The sequence below is a fragment of the Streptomyces sp. YS415 genome (assembly GCF_023544665.1).
Taxonomy (GTDB): domain Bacteria; phylum Actinomycetota; class Actinomycetes; order Streptomycetales; family Streptomycetaceae; genus Streptomyces.
On record NZ_JAMJFL010000011.1, the window covers coordinates 1 to 19259 of the forward strand.

At 72.0% G+C, this 19259-nt stretch carries 13 protein-coding genes and 1 pseudogene; 4 read left to right on the forward strand and 10 right to left on the reverse strand.

The genetic code is table 11. The features are described 5' to 3' along the window. The 3 genes from M8H82_RS15935 to thyX form a co-directional block, all read right to left on the reverse strand. Positions 1-1672 (reverse strand): ribonuclease J (locus M8H82_RS15935; RefSeq protein ID WP_250074420.1); only part of this gene is annotated, 1672 nt, incomplete at its 3' end. 155 nt (positions 1673-1827) lie between these two features. After that, on the reverse strand, positions 1828-2727 hold the full coding sequence (dapA, locus tag M8H82_RS15940) for a 4-hydroxy-tetrahydrodipicolinate synthase (protein ID WP_250074422.1): 900 nt from the start codon (positions 2725-2727) through the stop codon (positions 1828-1830). 211 nt (positions 2728-2938) lie between these two features. Further along, positions 2939-3679, reverse strand: a complete 741-nt coding sequence (thyX, locus tag M8H82_RS15945; protein WP_250074424.1) for an FAD-dependent thymidylate synthase — start codon at positions 3677-3679, stop codon at positions 2939-2941. 188 nt (positions 3680-3867) lie between these two features. Here thyX and M8H82_RS15950 point away from each other — a divergent pair, with 188 nt between their 5' ends. Then, positions 3868-4419 carry a PH domain-containing protein gene (locus M8H82_RS15950; RefSeq protein WP_250074426.1) on the forward strand — a complete coding sequence of 184 codons (552 nt, stop codon included), beginning with the start codon at positions 3868-3870 and terminating at the stop codon, positions 4417-4419. Positions 4420-4456: 37 nt separating this feature from the next. On the opposite strand, the gene M8H82_RS15955 is transcribed toward M8H82_RS15950, so the two are convergent. From M8H82_RS15955 to rpsO, 5 genes are all read right to left on the reverse strand, one after another. After that, complete coding sequence (locus M8H82_RS15955; RefSeq protein ID WP_250074429.1) at positions 4457-4900, reverse strand: hypothetical protein; 444 nt, start codon at positions 4898-4900, stop codon at positions 4457-4459. A gap of 14 nt (positions 4901-4914) precedes the next feature. Next, entirely contained in the window at positions 4915-5667 is a 753-nt protein-coding gene (gene dapB, locus M8H82_RS15960) for a 4-hydroxy-tetrahydrodipicolinate reductase (protein ID WP_250074430.1), read from the reverse strand. Positions 5668-5691: 24 nt separating this feature from the next. Then, entirely contained in the window at positions 5692-7071 is a 1380-nt protein-coding gene (locus tag M8H82_RS15965) for a pitrilysin family protein (protein ID WP_250074432.1), read from the reverse strand. Further along, positions 7068-9287 carry a polyribonucleotide nucleotidyltransferase gene (locus M8H82_RS15970; RefSeq protein ID WP_250074435.1) on the reverse strand — a complete coding sequence of 740 codons (2220 nt, stop codon included), beginning with the start codon at positions 9285-9287 and terminating at the stop codon, positions 7068-7070. Before M8H82_RS15970 ends, M8H82_RS15965 begins: the two co-directional genes overlap by 4 nt. A gap of 284 nt (positions 9288-9571) precedes the next feature. Continuing rightward, complete coding sequence (rpsO, locus tag M8H82_RS15975; protein ID WP_015657483.1) at positions 9572-9859, reverse strand: 30S ribosomal protein S15; 288 nt, start codon at positions 9857-9859, stop codon at positions 9572-9574. Positions 9860-10150: 291 nt separating this feature from the next. Between rpsO and M8H82_RS15980 the strand changes: the two genes are divergently transcribed. From M8H82_RS15980 to M8H82_RS15985, 3 genes and pseudogenes are all read left to right on the forward strand, one after another. Continuing rightward, on the forward strand, positions 10151-10411 hold the full coding sequence (locus tag M8H82_RS15980; protein WP_250074436.1) for a DUF397 domain-containing protein: 261 nt from the start codon (positions 10151-10153) through the stop codon (positions 10409-10411). 479 nt (positions 10412-10890) lie between these two features. Next, positions 10891-11019 (forward strand): annotated as a pseudogene (locus M8H82_RS36770) (SCO5717 family growth-regulating ATPase); the annotation flags it as partial. Positions 11020-11619: 600 nt separating this feature from the next. Next, positions 11620-14586: an AAA family ATPase gene (locus M8H82_RS15985; RefSeq protein ID WP_284048969.1), complete on the forward strand. Its 2967-nt coding sequence runs from the start codon at positions 11620-11622 to the stop codon at positions 14584-14586. Positions 14587-14657: 71 nt separating this feature from the next. Here the strand turns inward: M8H82_RS15985 and M8H82_RS15990 are convergent, their stop codons facing one another. Beyond that, on the reverse strand, positions 14658-15629 hold the full coding sequence (locus M8H82_RS15990; RefSeq protein ID WP_250074442.1) for a bifunctional riboflavin kinase/FAD synthetase: 972 nt from the start codon (positions 15627-15629) through the stop codon (positions 14658-14660). Between the two features lie 129 nt (positions 15630-15758). Beyond that, a complete protein-coding gene (locus tag M8H82_RS15995; protein ID WP_250074443.1) occupies positions 15759-19148 on the reverse strand; it encodes a trypsin-like peptidase domain-containing protein in 3390 nt (1129 codons plus the stop codon). Between the last annotated feature and the right edge of the window lie 111 nt (positions 19149-19259).

The following is a 19259-nucleotide window of genomic DNA, read 5'->3' on the forward strand; positions in this document are numbered from 1 at the left end:
CGACCGGCAGGATCATCGGCCTGCGGCGATACGTGTCGGAAACCCACTTGCCCAGGGTGCGGCGGATCAGCTGCTGGAGCTGGTGGGGCTCCACGACGCCGTCCTGGGCCGACCGCTCCAGCACCTCGGTGATCCTCGGGATGACGTCGCCGAAGGCGGAGTCGTCGATGCCGGAGCCGCGAGCCTGGATGTGGGGGCCGGCCGTGATCTTGCCGGTGGACGAGTCCACGACCACGAAGACCGAGATGATGCCCTCGTCGCCGAGAATCTTCCGGTCCTTCAGCGCCGGCTCGCCCACGTCACCGACGGAGAGGCCGTCGACGTAGACGTAACCCGCCTGGACCTTGCCGGAGATCTTGGCCTTGCCCTCGACGAGGTCGACGGCCACGCCGTCCTCGGCGATGACGATCCGGTCGTGCGGGACGCCGGTCATGGCGCCCAGCTCGGCGTTGGCGCGCAGGTGGCGCCATTCGCCGTGGACCGGCATCAGGTTCTTCGGGCGGCAGATGTTGTAGAAGTACAGGAGCTCGCCCGCGGACGCGTGGCCCGAGACGTGCACCTTGGCGTTGCCCTTGTGGACGACGTTGGCGCCCCAGCGGGTCAGGCCGTTGATCACGCGGTAGACCGCGTTCTCGTTGCCGGGGATCAGCGACGACGCCAGGATCACCGTGTCGCCGTCGACGATGCGGATCTGGTGATCGCGGTTGGCCATGCGGGACAGGGCCGCCATCGGTTCGCCCTGGGAGCCGGTGCAGACCAGCACGATCTGGCTGTCCGGGAGGTCGTCCAGTGTCTTGACGTCCACCACCAGGCCCGGCGGGACCTTGAGATAGCCCAGGTCCCGGGCGATGCCCATGTTGCGGACCATCGAGCGGCCGACGAAGGCGACCCGGCGGCCGTACTCGTGGGCCGCGTCCAGGATCTGCTGGATGCGGTGGACGTGGCTGGCGAAGCTCGCCACGATGATCCGCTTGTTGGCGCCGGCGAAGACCTGCCGCAGGACGTTGGAGATCTCGCGCTCCGGCGGAACGAACCCCGGGACCTCGGCGTTCGTGGAGTCGCTGAGGAGAAGGTCGATGCCCTCCTCGCTCAGGCGGGCGAACGCGTGCAGGTCGGTGAGCCGGCTGTCCAGCGGGAGCTGGTCCATCTTGAAGTCGCCCGTGTGCACCACCATGCCCGCGGGGGTGCGGATGGCGACGGCCAGGGCGTCGGGGATGGAGTGGTTGACGGCGATGAACTCGCAGTCGAAGGGGCCGATGCGCTCGCGGTTCCCCTCCACCACCTCAAGGGTGTACGGGCGGATGCGGTGCTCCTGCAGCTTGGCCTCGATGAGCGCGAGGGTCAGCTTGGAGCCGATCAGCGGGATGTCCGGCTTCTCGCGGAGCAGGAAGGGGACGCCGCCGATGTGGTCCTCGTGACCGTGGGTGAGGACGATGCCCTCGATGTCGTCGAGGCGGTCCCTGATGGACGAGAAGTCCGGCAGGATCAGGTCGATTCCGGGCTGCTCCTCCTCGGGGAAGAGCACTCCGCAGTCGACGATCAGCAGGCGGCCGCCGTACTCGAAGACCGTCATGTTTCGGCCGATTTCGCCGAGGCCGCCGAGTGGGGTGACCCGCAGGCCGCCTTCGGCGAGCGGCGGGGGCGGGCTCAGTTCAGGATGCGGATGACTCAAAAGACTCTCCTCAACCACGCGCGCCACGTACCGGTAGGGCACGTGGCGCGCATGACGTTCGTGCAGAAGCAGTTGTCGTTGTGGCGCAGGCACCGGTGGCCTGCTTATTCAGTTGTGAAGTCGATGCGCGCGGTCGGGCCGCGCGAAGTCTGGTGCTAGAGCTGTACCCCGCCCGCGGCAAGATCGATCTTGAGCTGTTCGACCTCTTCGGGCGAGCACTCGACCATCGGGGCGCGCAGCGGTCCCGCGGGCAGGCCCTGGAGGGTGAGCGCGGCCTTGGTGGTCATGACGCCCTGGGTGCGGAACATGCCCGTGTACACGGGGAGCAGCTTCTGGTGGATCTCGGTCGCCTTCTGGACGTCACCGCTGGTGTACGCGTCGACGAGGGCGCGCAGCTCCGGGGTGACGACATGGCCGACGACGGAGACGAAGCCGACCGCGCCCACGGAGAGGAGCGGCAGGTTCAGCATGTCGTCGCCGGAGTACCAGGCGAGGCCGGAGCGGGCGATGGCCCAGCTCGCGCGGCCGAGGTCGCCCTTGGCGTCCTTGTTGGCGACGATCCGGGGGTGCTCGGCGAGCCGGACGAGGGTCTCGGTGCTGATCGGGACGCCGCTGCGGCCGGGGATGTCGTAGAGCATGACCGGCAGCTCGGCGGCGTCGGCGATGGTCCGGAAGTGCCGGTACAGGCCCTCCTGAGGGGGCTTGTTGTAGTACGGCGTGACGATCAGCAGGCCGTGCGCGCCGGCCTTCTCGGCCTGGCGGGCGAGCTCGATGCTGTGGTGCGTGTCGTTGGTGCCGACTCCGGCCACGACGTGGGCACGGTCGCCGACCGCCTCCAGTACGGCTCGTACGAGATCCGCTTTCTCCGCGTTGCTGGTGGTGGGGGACTCGCCTGTGGTGCCGTTGATGATCAGGCCGTCGTTGCCTGCGTCCACCAGGTGCGTGGCGAGCCGCTGCGCGCCGTCGAGGTCGAGTGCGCCGTCCGCCGTGAAGGGCGTGACCATGGCGGTGAGGACCCGCCCGAAGGGGGTCTGCGGAGTGGAGGTCGGAGCCATGGGTTACACGCTACTCGCTGCTCAAGGCGCGGTCTGCCCTAGGGGGTGCGGGAAAAGTCAGGACAAAGAAGGAGCCCGGCACTGCCTGCTCGGGGGTTCAAGCAGTGCCGGGTCCGTTTGATCAGGCTAGATGAACTTCGCTAAATGCCGCAATCCGGACACTTCATGAGGCTGACCCGTACATGTGTGCCCGGCCGGGAACTCGGGTGCGCTACGGCGCCACACGTCCGTTCGCATTGAAGGCGGCGTGGGTGAGCGGCATGAGCCTGGCCCACTCCGCCTCCATCTTCTCGCCGACCATCTCGATCTCCCGCTGCGGGAAGGACGGGAGCTTGGCCAGCTCGTGCTGGGTGCGCAGGCCGAGGAAGTGCATCAGCGAGCGGGCGTTGCAGGTGGCGTACATGGAGGAGAACAGGCCGACGGGCAGGACCGCGCGGGCGACCTCGCGGGCGACGCCCTCCGCGAGGAGCTTCTGGTAGGCGGAGTAGGCCTGCTGGTAGGACTCACCGAGTACCCGCTCGACCATGTCGTGCTGGTCCGGCGTCCCCTCGACGAAGGTGTACTTGCCCGGGCGGCCCTCCTGAACCAGCTTGCGGTCCGCACCGGGGACGTAGAAGACGGGCTCGAGCTCGCGGTACCGGCCCGACTCCTCGTTGTAGGACCAGCCGACGCGGTGCCGCATGAACTCGCGGAAGACGAAGATCGGAGCGCTGATCAGGAAGGTCATCGAGTTGTGCTCGAAGGGGCTGCCGTGCCGGTCCCGCATCAGGTAGTTGATCAGGCCCTTCGAACGCTCGGGGTCCTTCTGGAGCTCGGCGAGGGACTGCTCGCCGAGAGTCGAGACGCGAGCGGCGAACAGGACATCCGAGTCTGAGGCGCTGTGTTTGACCAGCTCGACCGTGACGTCGTGGCGCTTGTCGATGTCGGTGTGGGGGGCGTCGGCGGAGGTCAAGAGGGTCCTTCCCATCACGTCTGAGGTGCGGCGCCTACTTTACTCAGGGCCGCAGGGCGGGTTTGCCGGTCAGGACGGCCGCCGAGGCCGGTACCGACCCCATCCGGACCCCCTAGGGTGGTGAGCCGGGACACAGGTCGATAGCCTCACCGGGCACAGCCCCAGCATGGATTGAGTGAGGACCAGCCGTGCCCCTGCCCTTCCTGACGGCCGACCGAGCCTTCGAAACAGCCGATGACGTCGCGCTGCCCTTCGACGACCGTGACCGCTGGCGGCGCCCCTACCGTCCGGGCCCCTGGCGGGTGGGCGCGGCCGCGCTCGTCCTGCTGCTCGCGTCCTACGTGCTGTTCGCGGCGGTCATCATCGCGCTGACCGGCACACCGGCCGCGGCCGGTGTGGTCTTCGGTATCGCGCTGGCCGCGATCGCCGTCGCGCTGCGGCTGCTGCGCATGGGCGTGTGGGTGAGCGCCCAAGGGCTGCGCCACGTCGGCTTCTTCGCCACGCGCACCACGCCCTGGGACCGGGTCGTCGCGGTGCGCACGGTGCAGCGGCCGGTGCGCTGGCTCGGTCTTCCGCGCACCCTCCAGGGGCAGGCCCTGGTCCTCGTACGCGCCGATCGGGCCGCCGACGATCTGCCGCCGCTGCTGACCACGCACAACGCCGACTTCCTGGCGCGGCCGGAGGCGTTCGAGCGGGCCGCGGACACCATCGAGGCCTGGGGCGCGGAAGCACTCCGCTAAGGGCGGGCGCGTGTCCCGCGCCCCTCTGGGGCGCGCTTCAGCGGGCCGTTTCCCGCAGCATGATCGCCCGCTGCATCGCCTTTCGTGCCCGCGGGGTGTCGCGGGCGTCGTGGTAGGCGATCGCGAGGCGGAACCAGCTGCGCCAGTCGTCCGGCGCGTCCTCCGTCTCGGCCTTGCGGCGGGCGAAGACCTCGTCGGCCGAGTCACGGTCGATGCGCCCGCTGGGGGTGCGCTTCAGCTCGTCGACGGGCAGGCCGCCCTCGGCGTCGAGTTCGGCGGCGAGCTGGTTGGCCTTGCGGACGAACTCGGTGTTCTTCCACAGGAACCACAGGCCGATCAGCGGCAGGATCAGCACCGCGACACCGAAGGTGACGGTGAGCAGGGTGCCGGCCTGGATGAGCATCAGGCCCCGGCTGCCGACCAGGACGAAGTAGACGACCAGGACGGCGGCCGTGACGGCGTAGGAGATCTTCGCGCGCATGAGTCGGTCGGCCCTCAGCTCAGGTCCAGGAAGTGTTCCAGCCCGAAGGTGAGGCCGGGGGTGGCCACCACGCGGCGGGCGCCGAGCAGGATGCCCGGCATGAAGCTGCTGTGGTGCAGGGAGTCGTGGCGGACGGTGAGGGTCTCGCCCTCGCCGCCCAGCAGGACCTCCTGGTGGGCCAGCAGGCCCCGCAGCCGGATCGCGTGGACCGGGATCCCGTCCACGCTGGCGCCCCGCGCGCCGTCCAGGGCGGTGGTCGTGGCGTCCGGCGCGGGGGCCGAGCCGGCCCTGGCGCGGGCCTCGGCGATGAGCTGGGCGGTGCGGGTGGCGGTGCCGCTGGGCGCGTCCACCTTCTTGGGGTGGTGCAGCTCGACGACCTCGACCGACTCGAAGTACGGCGCGGCGATCTGCGCGAACTTCATGGTCAGGACGGCCCCGATGGAGAAGTTGGGCGCGATGAGCACGCCCGTCTCCGGGGACTCGGCCAGCCAGCCCTTCAGCTGCGCGAGGCGCTCGTCGGTCCAGCCCGTCGTACCGACGACCGCGTGGATGCCGTGGCGCACGCAGTAGTCGAGGTTGTCCATCACCGAGTCCGGCGTGGTCAGTTCGACGGCGACCTGGGCGCCGGTCCCGGCCAGGGTCTCCAGTGTGTCGCCCCGGCCCAGGGCAGCGACCAGTTCCATGTCGTCGGCGGCCTCGACGGCCCGGACCGCCTCGGAACCGATGCGGCCCTTGGCACCGAGGACCGCCACTCGCAGCTTGCTCATCTTCTTGCTTCCTTCGGGAGAGGCTTACGCGACCGCTTCGTGCAGACGGGACGCCTGTTTGTCCTTCAGCGGGCCGATGACCGACAGGGAGGGCCGCCGGCCCAGGACGTCCCGGGCCACCGAGCGGACCTCGTCCGGGGTGACCGAGGCTATCCGGGCCAGCATGTCGTCCACGGACATCTGGTCGCCCCAGCACAGCTCGCTCTTGCCGATACGGTTCATCAGCGCGCCGGTGTCCTCCAGGCCGAGGACGGTGGAGCCCCGGAGCTGGCCGATGGCGCGGCCGATCTCGTCGTCGGACAGGCCGTGCTCGGCGACCTGGTCGAGTTCGTCGCGGCAGATCTTCAGCACGTCGTGCACCTGCGAGGGCCGGCACCCGGCGTAGACGCCGAACAGGCCGCAGTCGGCGAAGCCGGAGGTGTACGAGTACACGCTGTACGCCAGGCCGCGCTTCTCCCGGACCTCCTGGAACAGCCGGGACGACATCCCGCCGCCCAGGGCCGTGTTCAGCACGCCCAGCGCCCAGCGGCGCTCGTCCGTGCGCGCGAGCCCCGGCATGCCGAGGACGACGTGCGCCTGCTCGGTCTTGCGGCCGATCAGCTCGACGCGGCCCGCGGTGCGCAGCGCGCGACTGCCGCCGCGCGGGGCGATCGGCGTGGCGTCGGGGTTCGTCAGCGCGCCGGCCTTCTCGAAGGCGGCCCGGACCTGCCGTACGACCTTGTTGTGGTCGACGTTGCCCGCGGCGGCCACGACCAGGTGGGTCGGGTCGTAGTGCTTCTTGTAGAAGCGGCGGATGCGGTCGGCGGTGAGGGCGTTGACCGTGTCGACCGTGCCGAGGACCGGGCGGCCGAGGGGGTTGTCGCCGAACATCGTGTGCGCGAACAGGTCGTGCACGCAGTCGCCGGGGTCGTCCTCGGTCATCGCGATCTCCTCGAGGATCGCGCCGCGCTCGACGTTGACGTCCTCCTCGAGGATCAGCGAGCCCGTGAGCATGTCGCAGACGACGTCGATGGCGAGCGGCAGGTCGGCGTCGAGCACACGGGCGTAGTAGCACGTGTACTCCTTCGCCGTGAACGCGTTCATCTCGCCGCCGACGGCGTCGAGGGCGGAGGAGATGTCCAGGGCCGAGCGGCGCCGGGTGCCCTTGAAGAGCAGGTGCTCCAAGTAGTGCGTGGCGCCGTTCAGGGCCGGGGTCTCGTCGCGGGAGCCGACGTGCGCCCAGATGCCGAAGGTGGCGGAGCGGACCGAGGGCAGGGTCTCGGTGACGATGCGCAGGCCGCCCGGGAGGGTGGTCTTGCGGACCGTGCCGATGCCGTTCTCGCCCTTGATCAGAGTTTGGGTACGGGCGACGGCCCGCGCCTCCGTGGAGGTGCGGGCCGTCGCCTTGGGGCTGCTCGACGTCACTTGTCGGTGTCGTCCTTCGTGTCCTCGGAAGCCTCTTCGCCCTCGATCACCGGGATCAGGGAGAGCTTGCCGCGGGAGTCGATCTCGGCGATCTCGACCTGGACCTTGGCGCCCACGCCGAGCACGTCCTCGACGTTCTCCACGCGCTTGCCGCCGGCGAGCTTGCGGATCTGCGAGATGTGCAGCAGACCGTCCTTGCCCGGGAGCAGCGAGACGAACGCACCGAAGGTGGTCGTCTTCACGACCGTGCCCAGGTAGCGCTCGCCGACCTCCGGCATGGTCGGGTTGGCGATCGAGTTGATCGTGGCGCGGGCGGCCTCGGCCTGCGAGCCGACCTGGGCACCGATGTAGATGGTGCCGTCGTCCTCGATCGTGATCTCGGCGCCGGTGTCCTCCTGGATCTGGTTGATCATCTTGCCCTTGGGGCCGATGACCTCGCCGATCTTGTCCACGGGGATCTTCACGGTGATGATCCGCGGGGCGTTCGGGGACATCTCGTCCGGCGTGTCGATCGCTTCCATCATCACGTCGAGGATGTGGAGGCGGGCGTCACGGGCCTGCTTGAGGGCCGCGGCCAGGACGGAGGCCGGGATGCCGTCCAGCTTGGTGTCGAGCTGGAGGGCGGTCACGAACTCCTTGGTGCCGGCGACCTTGAAGTCCATGTCGCCGAAGGCGTCCTCCGCACCGAGGATGTCGGTGAGGGTGACGTAGTGCGTCTCACCCTCGACCTCCTGGGAGATCAGGCCCATGGCGATACCGGCGACGGGGGCCTTCAGCGGCACACCGGCGTTCAGCAGCGACATGGTGGAGGCGCAGACCGAGCCCATGGACGTCGAGCCGTTGGAGCTCAGCGCCTCGGAGACCTGGCGGATCGCGTAGGGGAACTCCTCGCGCGTCGGCAGGACCGGCACGAGGGCGCGCTCGGCGAGGGCGCCGTGGCCGATCTCGCGGCGCTTCGGGGAGCCGACGCGGCCGGTCTCGCCGGTGGAGTACGGCGGGAAGTTGTAGTTGTGCATGTAGCGCTTGCGGGTCACCGGGGAGAGGGTGTCCAGCTGCTGCTCCATGCGGAGCATGTTCAGGGTGGTGACGCCCAGGATCTGGGTCTCGCCACGCTCGAACACCGCGGAGCCGTGCACGCGCGGGATGGCCTCGACCTCGGCGGCCAGGGTGCGGATGTCGGTGACACCGCGGCCGTCGATGCGCTTCTTCTCCTTGATCACGCGCTCACGGACCAGCTGCTTGGTGAGCGAGCGGTACGCGGCGGAGATCTCCTTCTCGCGGCCCTCGAACTCCGGCAGGAGCTTCTCGGCGGCGAGCGCCTTGACGCGGTCCAGCTCGGCCTCGCGCTCCTGCTTGCCGGCGATGGTCAGGGCGGAGGCGAGCTCCGGCTTGACGGCGGCGGTGAGGGCCTCGAGGACGTCGTCCTGGTAGTCCAGGAAGATCGGGAACTCGCCGGTCGGCTTGGCGGCCTTGGCGGCGAGGTCGGCCTGGGCCTTGCAGAGCACCTTGATGAAGGGCTTCGCGGCGTCCAGACCGGCGGCGACGACCTCCTCGGTCGGCGCCTCGGCGCCGCCCTCGACCAGCTTGATGGTCTTCTCGGTGGCCTCGGCCTCGACCATCATGATCGCGACGTCGCCGTCCTCCAGGGTGCGGCCCGCGACGACCATGTCGAAGACGGCGTCCTCGAGCTCGGTGTGCGTCGGGAACGCCACCCACTGGCCGCGGATCAGCGCGACGCGGACGCCGCCGATCGGGCCGGAGAAGGGCAGACCGGCCAGCTGCGTGGACGCGGAGGCGGCGTTGATCGCCACGACGTCGTACAGGTGGTCGGGGTTGAGCGCCATGATCGTGGCGACGACCTGGATCTCGTTGCGCAGGCCCTTCTTGAAGGAGGGGCGCAGCGGGCGGTCGATCAGGCGGCAGGTGAGGATGGCGTCCTCGGAGGGACGGCCCTCACGGCGGAAGAAGCTGCCGGGGATCTTGCCGGCGGCGTACATCCGCTCCTCGACGTCCACCGTCAGGGGGAAGAAGTCGAGCTGGTCCTTGGGGTTCTTGGAGGCGGTGGTGGCCGACAGCACCATGGTGTCGTCGTCCAGGTACGCCACGGCGGAACCGGCGGCCTGCTTGGCCAGGCGGCCCGTCTCGAAGCGGATGGTGCGGGTGCCGAAGGCGCCATTGTCGATGACGGCCTCGGCGTAGTGGGTCTCGTTCTCCACTAGCAATTTCTCCATTACTTTTCGTCTTTTGTCCCGATCCGCCCGTGTGGCGGGGGGACGAGGGGCGGAGAAGCGCTCTGCGGGCCGGTCTTCGATCGAAGCACCCGGGTTCGCATTGCCCGGGGGCCACTACCGAGGACCGGCGGCGGCGAGGTGCACTTCTCCTCGTGCCACTGCGTTGTGCTACCACACTACAAAGCGTGTGTGACACTCCGCACGTTTCCGTACGTACGGCAAAGGGAGCGGCCCCCGATCGTTTCGGGAACCGCCCCCTTCACGGCGTCTTACTTGGCGCCCGCCGCACCGCGGCGGATGCCGAGGCGGTCGACCAGCGCACGGAAGCGCTGGATGTCCTTCTTCGCCAGGTACTGGAGAAGGCGGCGACGCTGACCGACCAGGATCAGCAGACCACGACGGGAGTGGTGGTCGTGCTTGTGGGTCTTGAGGTGCTCGGTCAGGTCCGAGATCCGGCGGGAGAGCATGGCGACCTGGACCTCGGGGGAGCCGGTGTCGCCCTCCTTCTGACCGAACTCGCTGATGATCTGCTTCTTCGTAGCGGCGTCGAGCGGCACGCGTACTCCTCGTAGTCTTCTGAGTGGCCACCGAGTGCCCCCGGTCTGTGTCTCGGGGGAGCTTCCGTTACTCGGGAGGCGGGGATCCGCTGGGCGCGGCCTCCAGAGCGAGCGCTCCGGGGGTGCGTACACAAACGGCCGTCACTCAGGGTACCAGCCGGAGGTGGGCGCCCTTGCATCGGTTCCGGAACCGCCCTGATCGCGGGGCAGCGGCCACTAGGGTGAGCGCGCCGATCGAGCGTACGTCGGGATGACCCGTACGCCGGAAGTCTGTGGAAGGGGTCGCTGGGCATGGCGGAGACGGAAGCGGAGATCAAGGCGCGCAAGGAGCGGGAGAAGGACGAGCTGTACGCCCTCGACATCTCGGGCGTGGCGTGGGAGAGCGCGCCGGGCACCGAGTCGCACGAGGAGCGAGTGGAGATCGCGCGGCTGCCCGGCGGGGCGGTGGCGATGCGGTCGTCGCTGGATCCGGAGACGGTACTGCGGTACACGGAGGCCGAGTGGACGGCCTTCGTACTGGGCGCGCGGGACGGGGAGTTCGACCTGAAGTAGGCCCCGCGGAGCGGCGGTTCCGGCGTGGAGTGATCGACGGGCGGTCGTCCGGCGGTCGTGGGGGTGCGGGTCCGTGACTCCCCGCGGCCGCCGATTCGCTTGTCCGGCGGCGGCGTTGCGTGGGTGTTGCGTGGGTGTACGGCGGCGGGGTCGCGCGGGCCGGCTTGCTCGCTTCCTTCGCTTTCGTTCCGGATTGTTCACGAGTGTCGTCCGGTTTGTTCACCAATACGACGGCTGTGTACGGCACTTCGGGGCAGGCTGTGACGCAGCGGGCGGCTGCTCGGGGGTGGACGGGCCTGCCGGGGTGATGCCTGTGGTGATTAGTCTGGGACCGGGCGCGACGCCAGAACCCGTGGACCGGGCGTCGGTGGCCCAGGGGGAGAGCCGACCGGAACGGACGACCTCGAACGACTTCGGACGACGAGCAAGGGTCGCCCCGGCACGGCGTGGGGGTACTCGACCACACCAGGAGGAACTCTGTGAGCAGCGATCGGGACGGGATCCGCGGGGGCTGGGCCACACCCGGCGATGACCAGCCCGACGCGGAGTCGGCGAGCGAGGTCACGGGTGAGTTCACCATCGACTATGCGCCGCCTGCCTGGTACACCCAGAACGCGAGTGGCTCCGCCGGGGCGGGGCGGGACGAGGGCGGGTCGGGGGCTTCGGGTGCCTCTGGTTCTACGGGGGCTTCGGCGTCCTCGGGTGCGGCGTCGGGGGGTTCGGCGTCGGGGGGTTCGGATTCAGCATCATCGGCGTCTTCGGCGGGTGAAGGTGCTCCTGCTGCTCCGCCGGTCTTCACGCCCTCTCCCACCGCGCTGCCTTCCTCGCTGCCGGGGCTGACGCCGCCGGTTCCGCAGGGGTCGCCCGCGCCGGGGGCGCCGTTCACGCCGCCCGCTCCTCCGGTGCGGCCCGCGCCCGGGGCGCCGTTCACTCCCCCGCCGCCTGCGGCCGGAGGGCCGGTGGCGGTGCCCAAGCTGCCGGTGGGCAGTGGCTTCGAACCGCAGGGGACGCCGGCCGAGGCGCCCGCCACTCCGCCCGCCACTCCGACCGGGGAGGCGGCCTCTCCTACGGCCGTGCCGAGCATCCCGGTCGGGGGGTTCCAGTCGCAGTGGAGCACGTCTGCTTCCGCGCCTTCCGAGGCTTCCTCCACCGCTCCGGCCGCCGAGGAGTCCGACTCCGGGAACGGTGACCTGGAGAGCGGCGCCACGATGCGGTTCTCCGCGGTCGCGCTGAAGCGGGAGATCGAGGAGCGCGCGGCGGAGTCCGGGGCGGGGCTGCGGTCGGCGGACGGGGACGTTGTCTCCGGCGAGGCTGAGCCGCAGGAGGACGCGTCGGACGAGGACTCCGGTCCCGCCACGACCGAGACGGACGCCGTGGCGGCCGAGCCGGCGGACACCGAGCACACGGACGCCGAGCCGGAGCTGACCGACTCCGCCCCGGAGGACGTCGTGGCCGAGGAGGCCGAGCCGTCGGACGAGCCCGAGGCCGAACCGCAGGACGCGGTACCCGGTGGGACGGAACCGGAAGACGCCGTACAGGCTGATGCCGAGCCGGAAGAGGCGGTACAGGCCGAGGCGGAGCCGGAAGAGGCGGTACAGGCCGACGCGGAACCGGAGGCAGAGGCCGTACGGGCTGACGCGGACGCCGAGCCGGAAGACGCCGTACGGGCTGACGCGGAACTGGCCGACGCCGTACCCGCCGATGCCGAACCGGAGGACGCCGTACGGGCCGACGCCGGACCGGAGGACGCCGTACGGGCCGACTCGGAACCGGAAGACGCCGTACCCGCAGACGCGGAGCCGCAGGATGCCGTACCCGCGGCCGACGCCTGGACTCCCCCGCCGCCGGCACCGCCGGTCGGCGTGCCGCCGCTGCCGCCGTCGTACCAGCCCGCGGCTCCGCCGTCGGCGCCGCAGTGGCCCGTGCAGCAGCAGGAGCCGGTGGCTCCCGCGGAGCCGCAGCCCGTGGCCGAGCAGCAGCCTCCGTTCCAGCCGCAGGCCCCGCAGCCCGCACCGGCGGCCTGGAACCAGCAGCCGACGCCCGGCGTCCCGCAACCCGCGCCGCAGGGTGGCTACGGCTTCCCGCACCCTGGCACTCCCGCCGCACCGGCGCAGGAGCCCACGGCCCCGCACCCCACCGACAACCCGGCGCCCACGCCACAGGGCGGCTACGGCTTCCCTCAGCCCGGCACTCCCGCCGCACCGGCGCAGGAGCCCACGGCCCCGGCGCCCATGCCACAGGGCGGATACAACTCCCCCCAGCCCACGGCCCCCCAAGCGCAGGGCGGCTACGGCTTCCCCCAGCCCGGCGCCCCCACCGCGCCCGCGCCCGCGCCGGAAACCACCACCCCCCCCGCCCCCACACCCCCGGGCGGCTACCCCTCCCCCCAGCCCGGCACCCCCAACCCGCAGGGCGGCTACGGCTTCCCGCACCCCGGCGCCCCCGCCGCACCCGCACAGCAGCCGCCCGCCGCCCCGGCGCCCAACCCCCAGGGCGGCTACGGCTTCCCCCACCCCGGCACCCCGGCGGCCCCGCACGCACAGCCCGAGCACCCCGGCACTCCAGCTGCCCCCCACGCCCAGCCGGGCCAGCAGCCCCAGCAGCCCTCTCCCGCCGCCCACAACTCCCCTGCGCAGCAGGGTGGTTACGGCTTCCCCCAGTCGCCCGGCCAGCCGGGACCGGTACCGGGCCAGAGCCCCGCACAGCCCGCCGTACCTCAGCAGGCCCAGCCGCAGGCGCAGCCCGCCGCATACCCGCAAGGCCAGCCGCAGGCTCAGCCCGGCGTCACCCCACAGGTCCAGCCGCAGGCGCAGCCCGCCGTACCCCCGCAGGGGCACCCGCAGGCCCAGCCCGGCATCCCCCCGCAGGCCCAGCCGCAGGCACACCCCCAGGCCCAGCCGCAGGCGCACCCGCAGCCCCACCCCGGCATGCCTCCGCAGCAGCCCGTCGATCCTCGGGCCGGGGCCGCCTGGCCGCAGCCGATGCAGCATGATCAGCGGCAGCCGACCAACCCCGGCGCCGCGCCGCTCGGTTACACCGCTGCCGTGGAGCTGTCGTCAGACCGGCTGCTCAACAACAAGAAGCAGAAGGCGAAGAGCGGGCGGCCCGCCGCAGGCGGTGGGCGGTTCAAGATCGGTGGGAAGAAGGAGGAGGCCGAGCGGCAGCGGAAGCTCGAGCTCATCCGGACGCCCGTGCTGTCCTGCTACCGGATCGCCGTCATCAGCCTCAAGGGCGGCGTAGGGAAGACCACGACCACCACCGCCCTCGGATCCACCCTCGCCACCGAGCGGCAGGACAAGATCCTCGCCATCGACGCCAACCCGGACGCCGGTACCCTCGGCCGCCGGGTGCGCCGGGAGACCGGGGCCACCATCCGTGACCTCGTGCAGGCGATCCCGTACCTCAACTCGTACATGGACATCCGCCGGTTCACCTCCCAGGCGTCGTCCGGGCTCGAGATCATCGCCAACGACGTCGACCCGGCCGTCTCCACCACCTTCAACGACGAGGACTACCGGCGCGCGATCGACGTGCTGGGCAGGCAGTACCCGATCATCCTCACCGACTCCGGTACCGGTCTGCTCTACAGCGCCATGCGCGGCGTGCTGGACCTCGCCGACCAGCTCATCATCATCTCGACTCCGTCCGTGGACGGTGCGAGCAGCGCCAGTACGACGCTGGACTGGCTGTCGGCGCACGGCTACGCCGATCTCGTCTCGCGGTCCCTCACCGTCATCTCCGGCGTCCGCGAGACCGGCAAGATGATCAAGGTCGACGACATCGTCAGCCACTTCGAGACCCGCTGCCGGGGCGTCATCGTCGTGCCCTTCGACGAGCACCTCGCCGCCGGTGCCGAGGTCGACCTCGACATGATGCGGCCCAAGGTGCGGGAGGCGTACTTCCACCTCGCCGCGATGGTCGCCGAGGACTTCGTGCGCCACCAGCAGGCCCACGGCCTGTGGACCAGCGACGGCAACCCGCCCCCGGTGGCGGCCCCGCCCATGCCGGGCCAGCCGTTCCCCGGCCAGCCCGTCCCCGGCCAGCCGAACCACCACATGCAGCCCGCGGCCGGCCAGCCGTACATCCCCGGCCAGCCCTACGGCCACCCCGGTCAGCCTCCGGCGCAGCAGCCCGGCCAGCAGCCCTACCCCTACCCCCAGCAGCCCTCGCAGTAGGCGGTGGCGCAACGCGAAAGGGCGGCCGGTGCCCGCAAGGCACCGGCCGCCCTTCGGCGTCGTAGCGGCGGCTAGCGCTTCGCCCGGGCCGCCGCGTCCGCCGCCGCCGCCGTCAGATCGCGGCTGATCTTGATGTCCTCCATCATTCGCTCGATCAGCGCGTCGAGCGAGTCGAACTTCACCTGACCGCGCACGAAGCCGAGGAAGTCGACGGCGACATGCAGGCCGTACAGATCGAGGCCGACCCGGTCGATGACGTGCGCCTCGACCGTGCGCGCGGTGCCGTCGAAGGTCGGGTTGGTGCCGACGGAGATCGCCGAGGGCATCACCTCGCCCTGGGCGTGCAGCCAGCCGGCGTAGACACCGTCCGCGGGGATCGCGGTGTGCGGGAGGGTCTCGACGTTCGCCGTGGGGACGCCCAGCTCGCGTCCGCGCTGCGCGCCGCGCACGACGACGCCCTCGACCCGGTGCGGGCGGCCCAGGATCTCGGCGGCGCCCTCGACGTCGCCCTCCAGGACCAGACGCCGGGTCAGGGTCGAGGAGAACGGCTGACCGCCGCCCGCCTCACCGGACACGTACAGGTCGACGACCTCGACGTCGAAGTCGTACGTCTTGCCCAGCTCGGCCAGGTACACGACGTCGCCCGCCGCGCGGTGGCCGAAGCGGAAGTTGGGGCCCTCGACGACGGCCTTGGCGCGCAGCTTGTCGATGAGGACCTTCACGATGAAGTCCGCCGGGGAGAGGCTGGAGAACTCCGCGGTGAACGGCAGCACCAGCACCGCGTCCACGCCCAGTTCCGCCATGAGTTCGGCCCGCCGGTGGTGCGGGGCGAGCAGGGGCGGATGGGTGCCCGGCCGCAGCACCTCCTTGGGGTGCGGGTCGAAGGTGACGACCACGGCGGGCAGGCCCAGTTCGCGGGCGCGGTCCACGGTGTGCCGGATGATCAGCTGGTGTCCGCGGTGGACACCGTCGTAGGACCCGATGGTGACGACGCTGCGCCCCCAGTCCTGGGGGATGTCCTCCAAGCCACGCCAGCGCTGCACTGTGACCGCTCCTTGTCGAACCCGTGTCCGTCACTGCCTTCTACGCAGGTCTAAGGGTGCCATGCCGCGTGCTCCCGTCCCGCATCGGCATGGAGGCTGTGACGGGTAGCACGTGCCGGAGGGCGAAAGTCAGGCGGGGACACGGACACCCGCGAGGTTCTCGATCATCCGCCGGGTGCTGGGGCCCACCACGGCCGCCCAGTCCTGGGGCGCGTCGGTGAGCCAGCCGGCCACCCGGGCGGCGAAGCCGGGGACATGGCGGCCCAGGTCGACGAGACCGCGGTCGAAGCGGGTCGCCCCCTCGGGGGTGCGGACGAGCAGCAGCCCGGTGCGGTGGACGAGGTCGCGCAGTCCCTCGCCGTCCTGCTGGGCTGCCGCGCGCAGGACGGCGTCCAGGACGGCGGGGTCGTCCTCGTGGCCGAGCAGGAACTCCAGGAGGTCCTGGCGCAGGGGCCGGGAGGCGGGGGTCCCGGGGGCGGCGAGGACTCCGGCGAGGGCGGCCCGCAGCTGCTCGGACCCGCCGTCCAGCAAGCCGGTGACCAGCGGGAACAGCACGGCTCGGGCGGCCGGGCCGTGCTCCAGACGGCGGTCCATGCAGACGGCGACGTCCCCGGCCCGCTCCGGGCGCCGCTCCACCGCCTCCCGTACGAGCGCGGCGACCCGGCGGCCCAGCGCCGGGGTGGTGACGTCGGCGAGGGTGCGCAGTGCCGCTCCCGCGTCCGGTCGGCGCAGCCGCTCCCGGAAGGCGTCGAGGACCGGCTCGGGGTGGGTGATGAGGGCGCCGGCCAGTGCGCTCGGCGGGACCTGCGGGTCGCCGGACGCGAAGTGGCGCAGCGCGAGCGGGAGATGGCGGGCGCGGGTGTGCGGGTCGTGGACGAGCAGGGCGAGCGCGCCGCCGTGCAGGGTGCACTCGTCGGGGCGGGCGAGCAGGGCGAGGGCGGCGTAGCGCAGGAGTTCGCGGTCGGCGGTGGTCCGCACGTGCGGGGCCGCGCGCAGTCCGTACGTCACCGCCGCCACCCTCCGTGCGGGCCGCTCGTCGCGCGCCCACCGGTCCACGGCCCGGCAGATCGCGGACGGTTCCTCCTGGGCCAGCACGGCCAGCAGTTCGTCGGCCCGGCGGTGCCCGGCCTCGACGAGGGTCTCGGCCAGGTCGTCCGGCGCGCCGTGCCGGTGCGTGTGCAGCAGCGCCTGCGCGGCCCTCGCGACGGTCGCGTGCGGGGTGGCGGGCAGCGGGCGGTCGTCGTGGAACCAGCGGGTGAGGTGCGGCTGTACGGCGGGGGCGTCGGCGGCGAGGAGCCGGGCCACGGCGTCGAGGTAACGGGGGCCGGCCTTCGAGTCGGCGAGGACGAGGTGCCGAAGCAGGTCGAGCCGTGTGTCGTGCGGCAGCGGCAGCGCGATCCAGAAGTCGGGGCCGAACTCGGCGGGTACGGGCCGCTGTTGCTGCCGCCAGGTCACGATCCGGTCGGTGAGGGTGCGCAGTACGTCCGTGTAGGGCCGGGCGTCCGGTACGCGCAGCAGGACCTGGGCGAGGAGGCGGGCGGCCCACCAGGAGTGCGGGTCGGCGTCCAGGGCGTGGGTCAACTCCTGCAGGCGGAGAGCGAGTTGCAAGGGGGTGCGGTGGCGGGCGACGAGCAGCAGGGCCTCGACCACCGGGCCGATGCGGTGGCGCGGTACGGGAAGCGGGTGGGGGTCCGCGGCCGGATGGCGGTGGACCAGGGCGCGCAGGGCCTCGTCCAGGTCGAGGTGGGTGCCCTGGATCCAGTCGGCGAACTCCTCGTGGGCGAAGCGGTAGCCCTGGCCGGCGGGGACGAGGAGCCCTTCGGTGAGGACGGCGGAGGCCCAGCCGGTGCCGCCGCCGAGCCGTGCCGGTGCGGGGCCCCAGGGGAACACCGCCTCGAAGGTCTCCCGGTCGAGGCCGCCCTGGCCCGGGCCGAGGCTGCGGCGGGCGGCCTCGTGGACCTGGCCGGAGACCTTGGCGGCGAGGCGTTTCACCGCGCTGCCGCGCAGGCCGTTCTCCGCGGCGAGGCGCACGGCGATGCGCAGGCACATCAGGTCCAGGTGGGCGGCGAAGACGTCGTCGCGGTCGACGCGGGCGTGCGGGGCGTCGGGGAGGGCGGAACGGACCTCGGCGAGCAGGCGGAGGGTGAGGGGGTGGCGGGCGTCCCGGGGGGTGAGGGCGTCGTCGGGGATGCCGTAGCGGGTGCGGGCCCGGTGGGCTTCGGCGGGGGTCAGGTCGGGGAGCCGTACGCACGGGGGCAGGTGTCGGCGGAGCTCGCCGGTACGCCCGTCGTACAGCATCCCGGCGTCGAACTCCGTCCCCGCGCCCTCCCAGTACTCCTCCCGGCACGCCACCACCAGCCGTGCGCCCGTCCGGGTCAGCCACCGGGCCGTGCCCGCGGTCCATTCGGCCAGGCGGTGGGAGAGCAGCGGGGGCATCTCCTCGGGGCTGTCGAGCAGGAGCAGGAGGGGGTGGGCGGTGGTGCGGGCCAGGTGTTCGGGGGTCAGGTCGCCGAGGTCGGCGGGTGCGAGGCCGCGTGACGCGGCGACGATGCGGGCCGCCCTCGACAGCGCCCTGCTCGCGGCGTCCGCCACCGAGGTGTCGTCGGCCTTCAGGTCGGCGCCGCGCAGCCACAGGGTGGGGGCCGGTTCCGGGCCTCGGTGGCGGCGGTCGGCCAGGGCCGCCAGTTCGGTCGTACGGCCGCTGCCGGGCGGGCCCACGAGGGCCAGCACCGATGTCCCCGGGCGGGCGGTGAAGTCGTCGAACTGCCGTGTCACCGACGGCCGTTCCACCGGCTCGGCCGCGCCGGGCGGGCCGTCCTGGCCCACCGAGGTCGCCGTCAGTTCCAGGACGCCCGCCGGGTTCAGGTCGGCGCCGTAGGCGGGGACCGTGGCCGCGTTCTCCGTGAGCAGGTCCGCCAGCGGGCCGGGCGGGGGCGGCCGGAGGGGGATCGCGAAGCCCGAGTCCCGGTCGCCGCTCCTCAGGGCCGTGCCCAGGACGGCGATCACCGTGCCGGTCTCCGCGTCCAGCACCGGTCCCCCGGCCGCCCCGCCGCCCAGCCGCAGCGCGTCCCGGCCGGCGGTGCCGATGGCCAGTTCCAGGGCGTGGCTGAGGAAATGAGAGCGGTCCGTCGCCGTGTACGTCACCGGGGTCGCGCCCAGGACCCGTGCCTCGCGCCAGCAGCCGGTCGCGATCCTGACGTATCTGCCGGGCTCGGCCGCCTCCCGTGCCGACACCGGCAGCGGCTGCACGCCGAGGCCTTCGGTGCGGATCAGGGCCAGGTCCAGGGCGGGGAGTGCGGTCACCGCGTCGGCCGGCACGTCGCAGGTGCGGTCCTCGGCCGCGTGCAGGACCAGGCGCGACAGGCCGTCGACGGCCTCGTGGCTGGTGATCACCGTGCCGTGGTGGTCGGCCACGAAACCCAGGCCGCGAGGGCGGCCGGCGAGATCATGGATCCGCACCAGGGCGTCCTCGTGAGCCCCACCGGACTCCCCGGGAATCCGCGGGCCGGCTGCCGCCATGGTCCCACCTCCCGCCGTACCACCGTGCCTGTTCTCGACGGTAGGCGCGGAATGATCAGCGGCACAGATCGCGCGGCGAACGCGCCCCCTTCCACTCCCTCGGTTCACTCC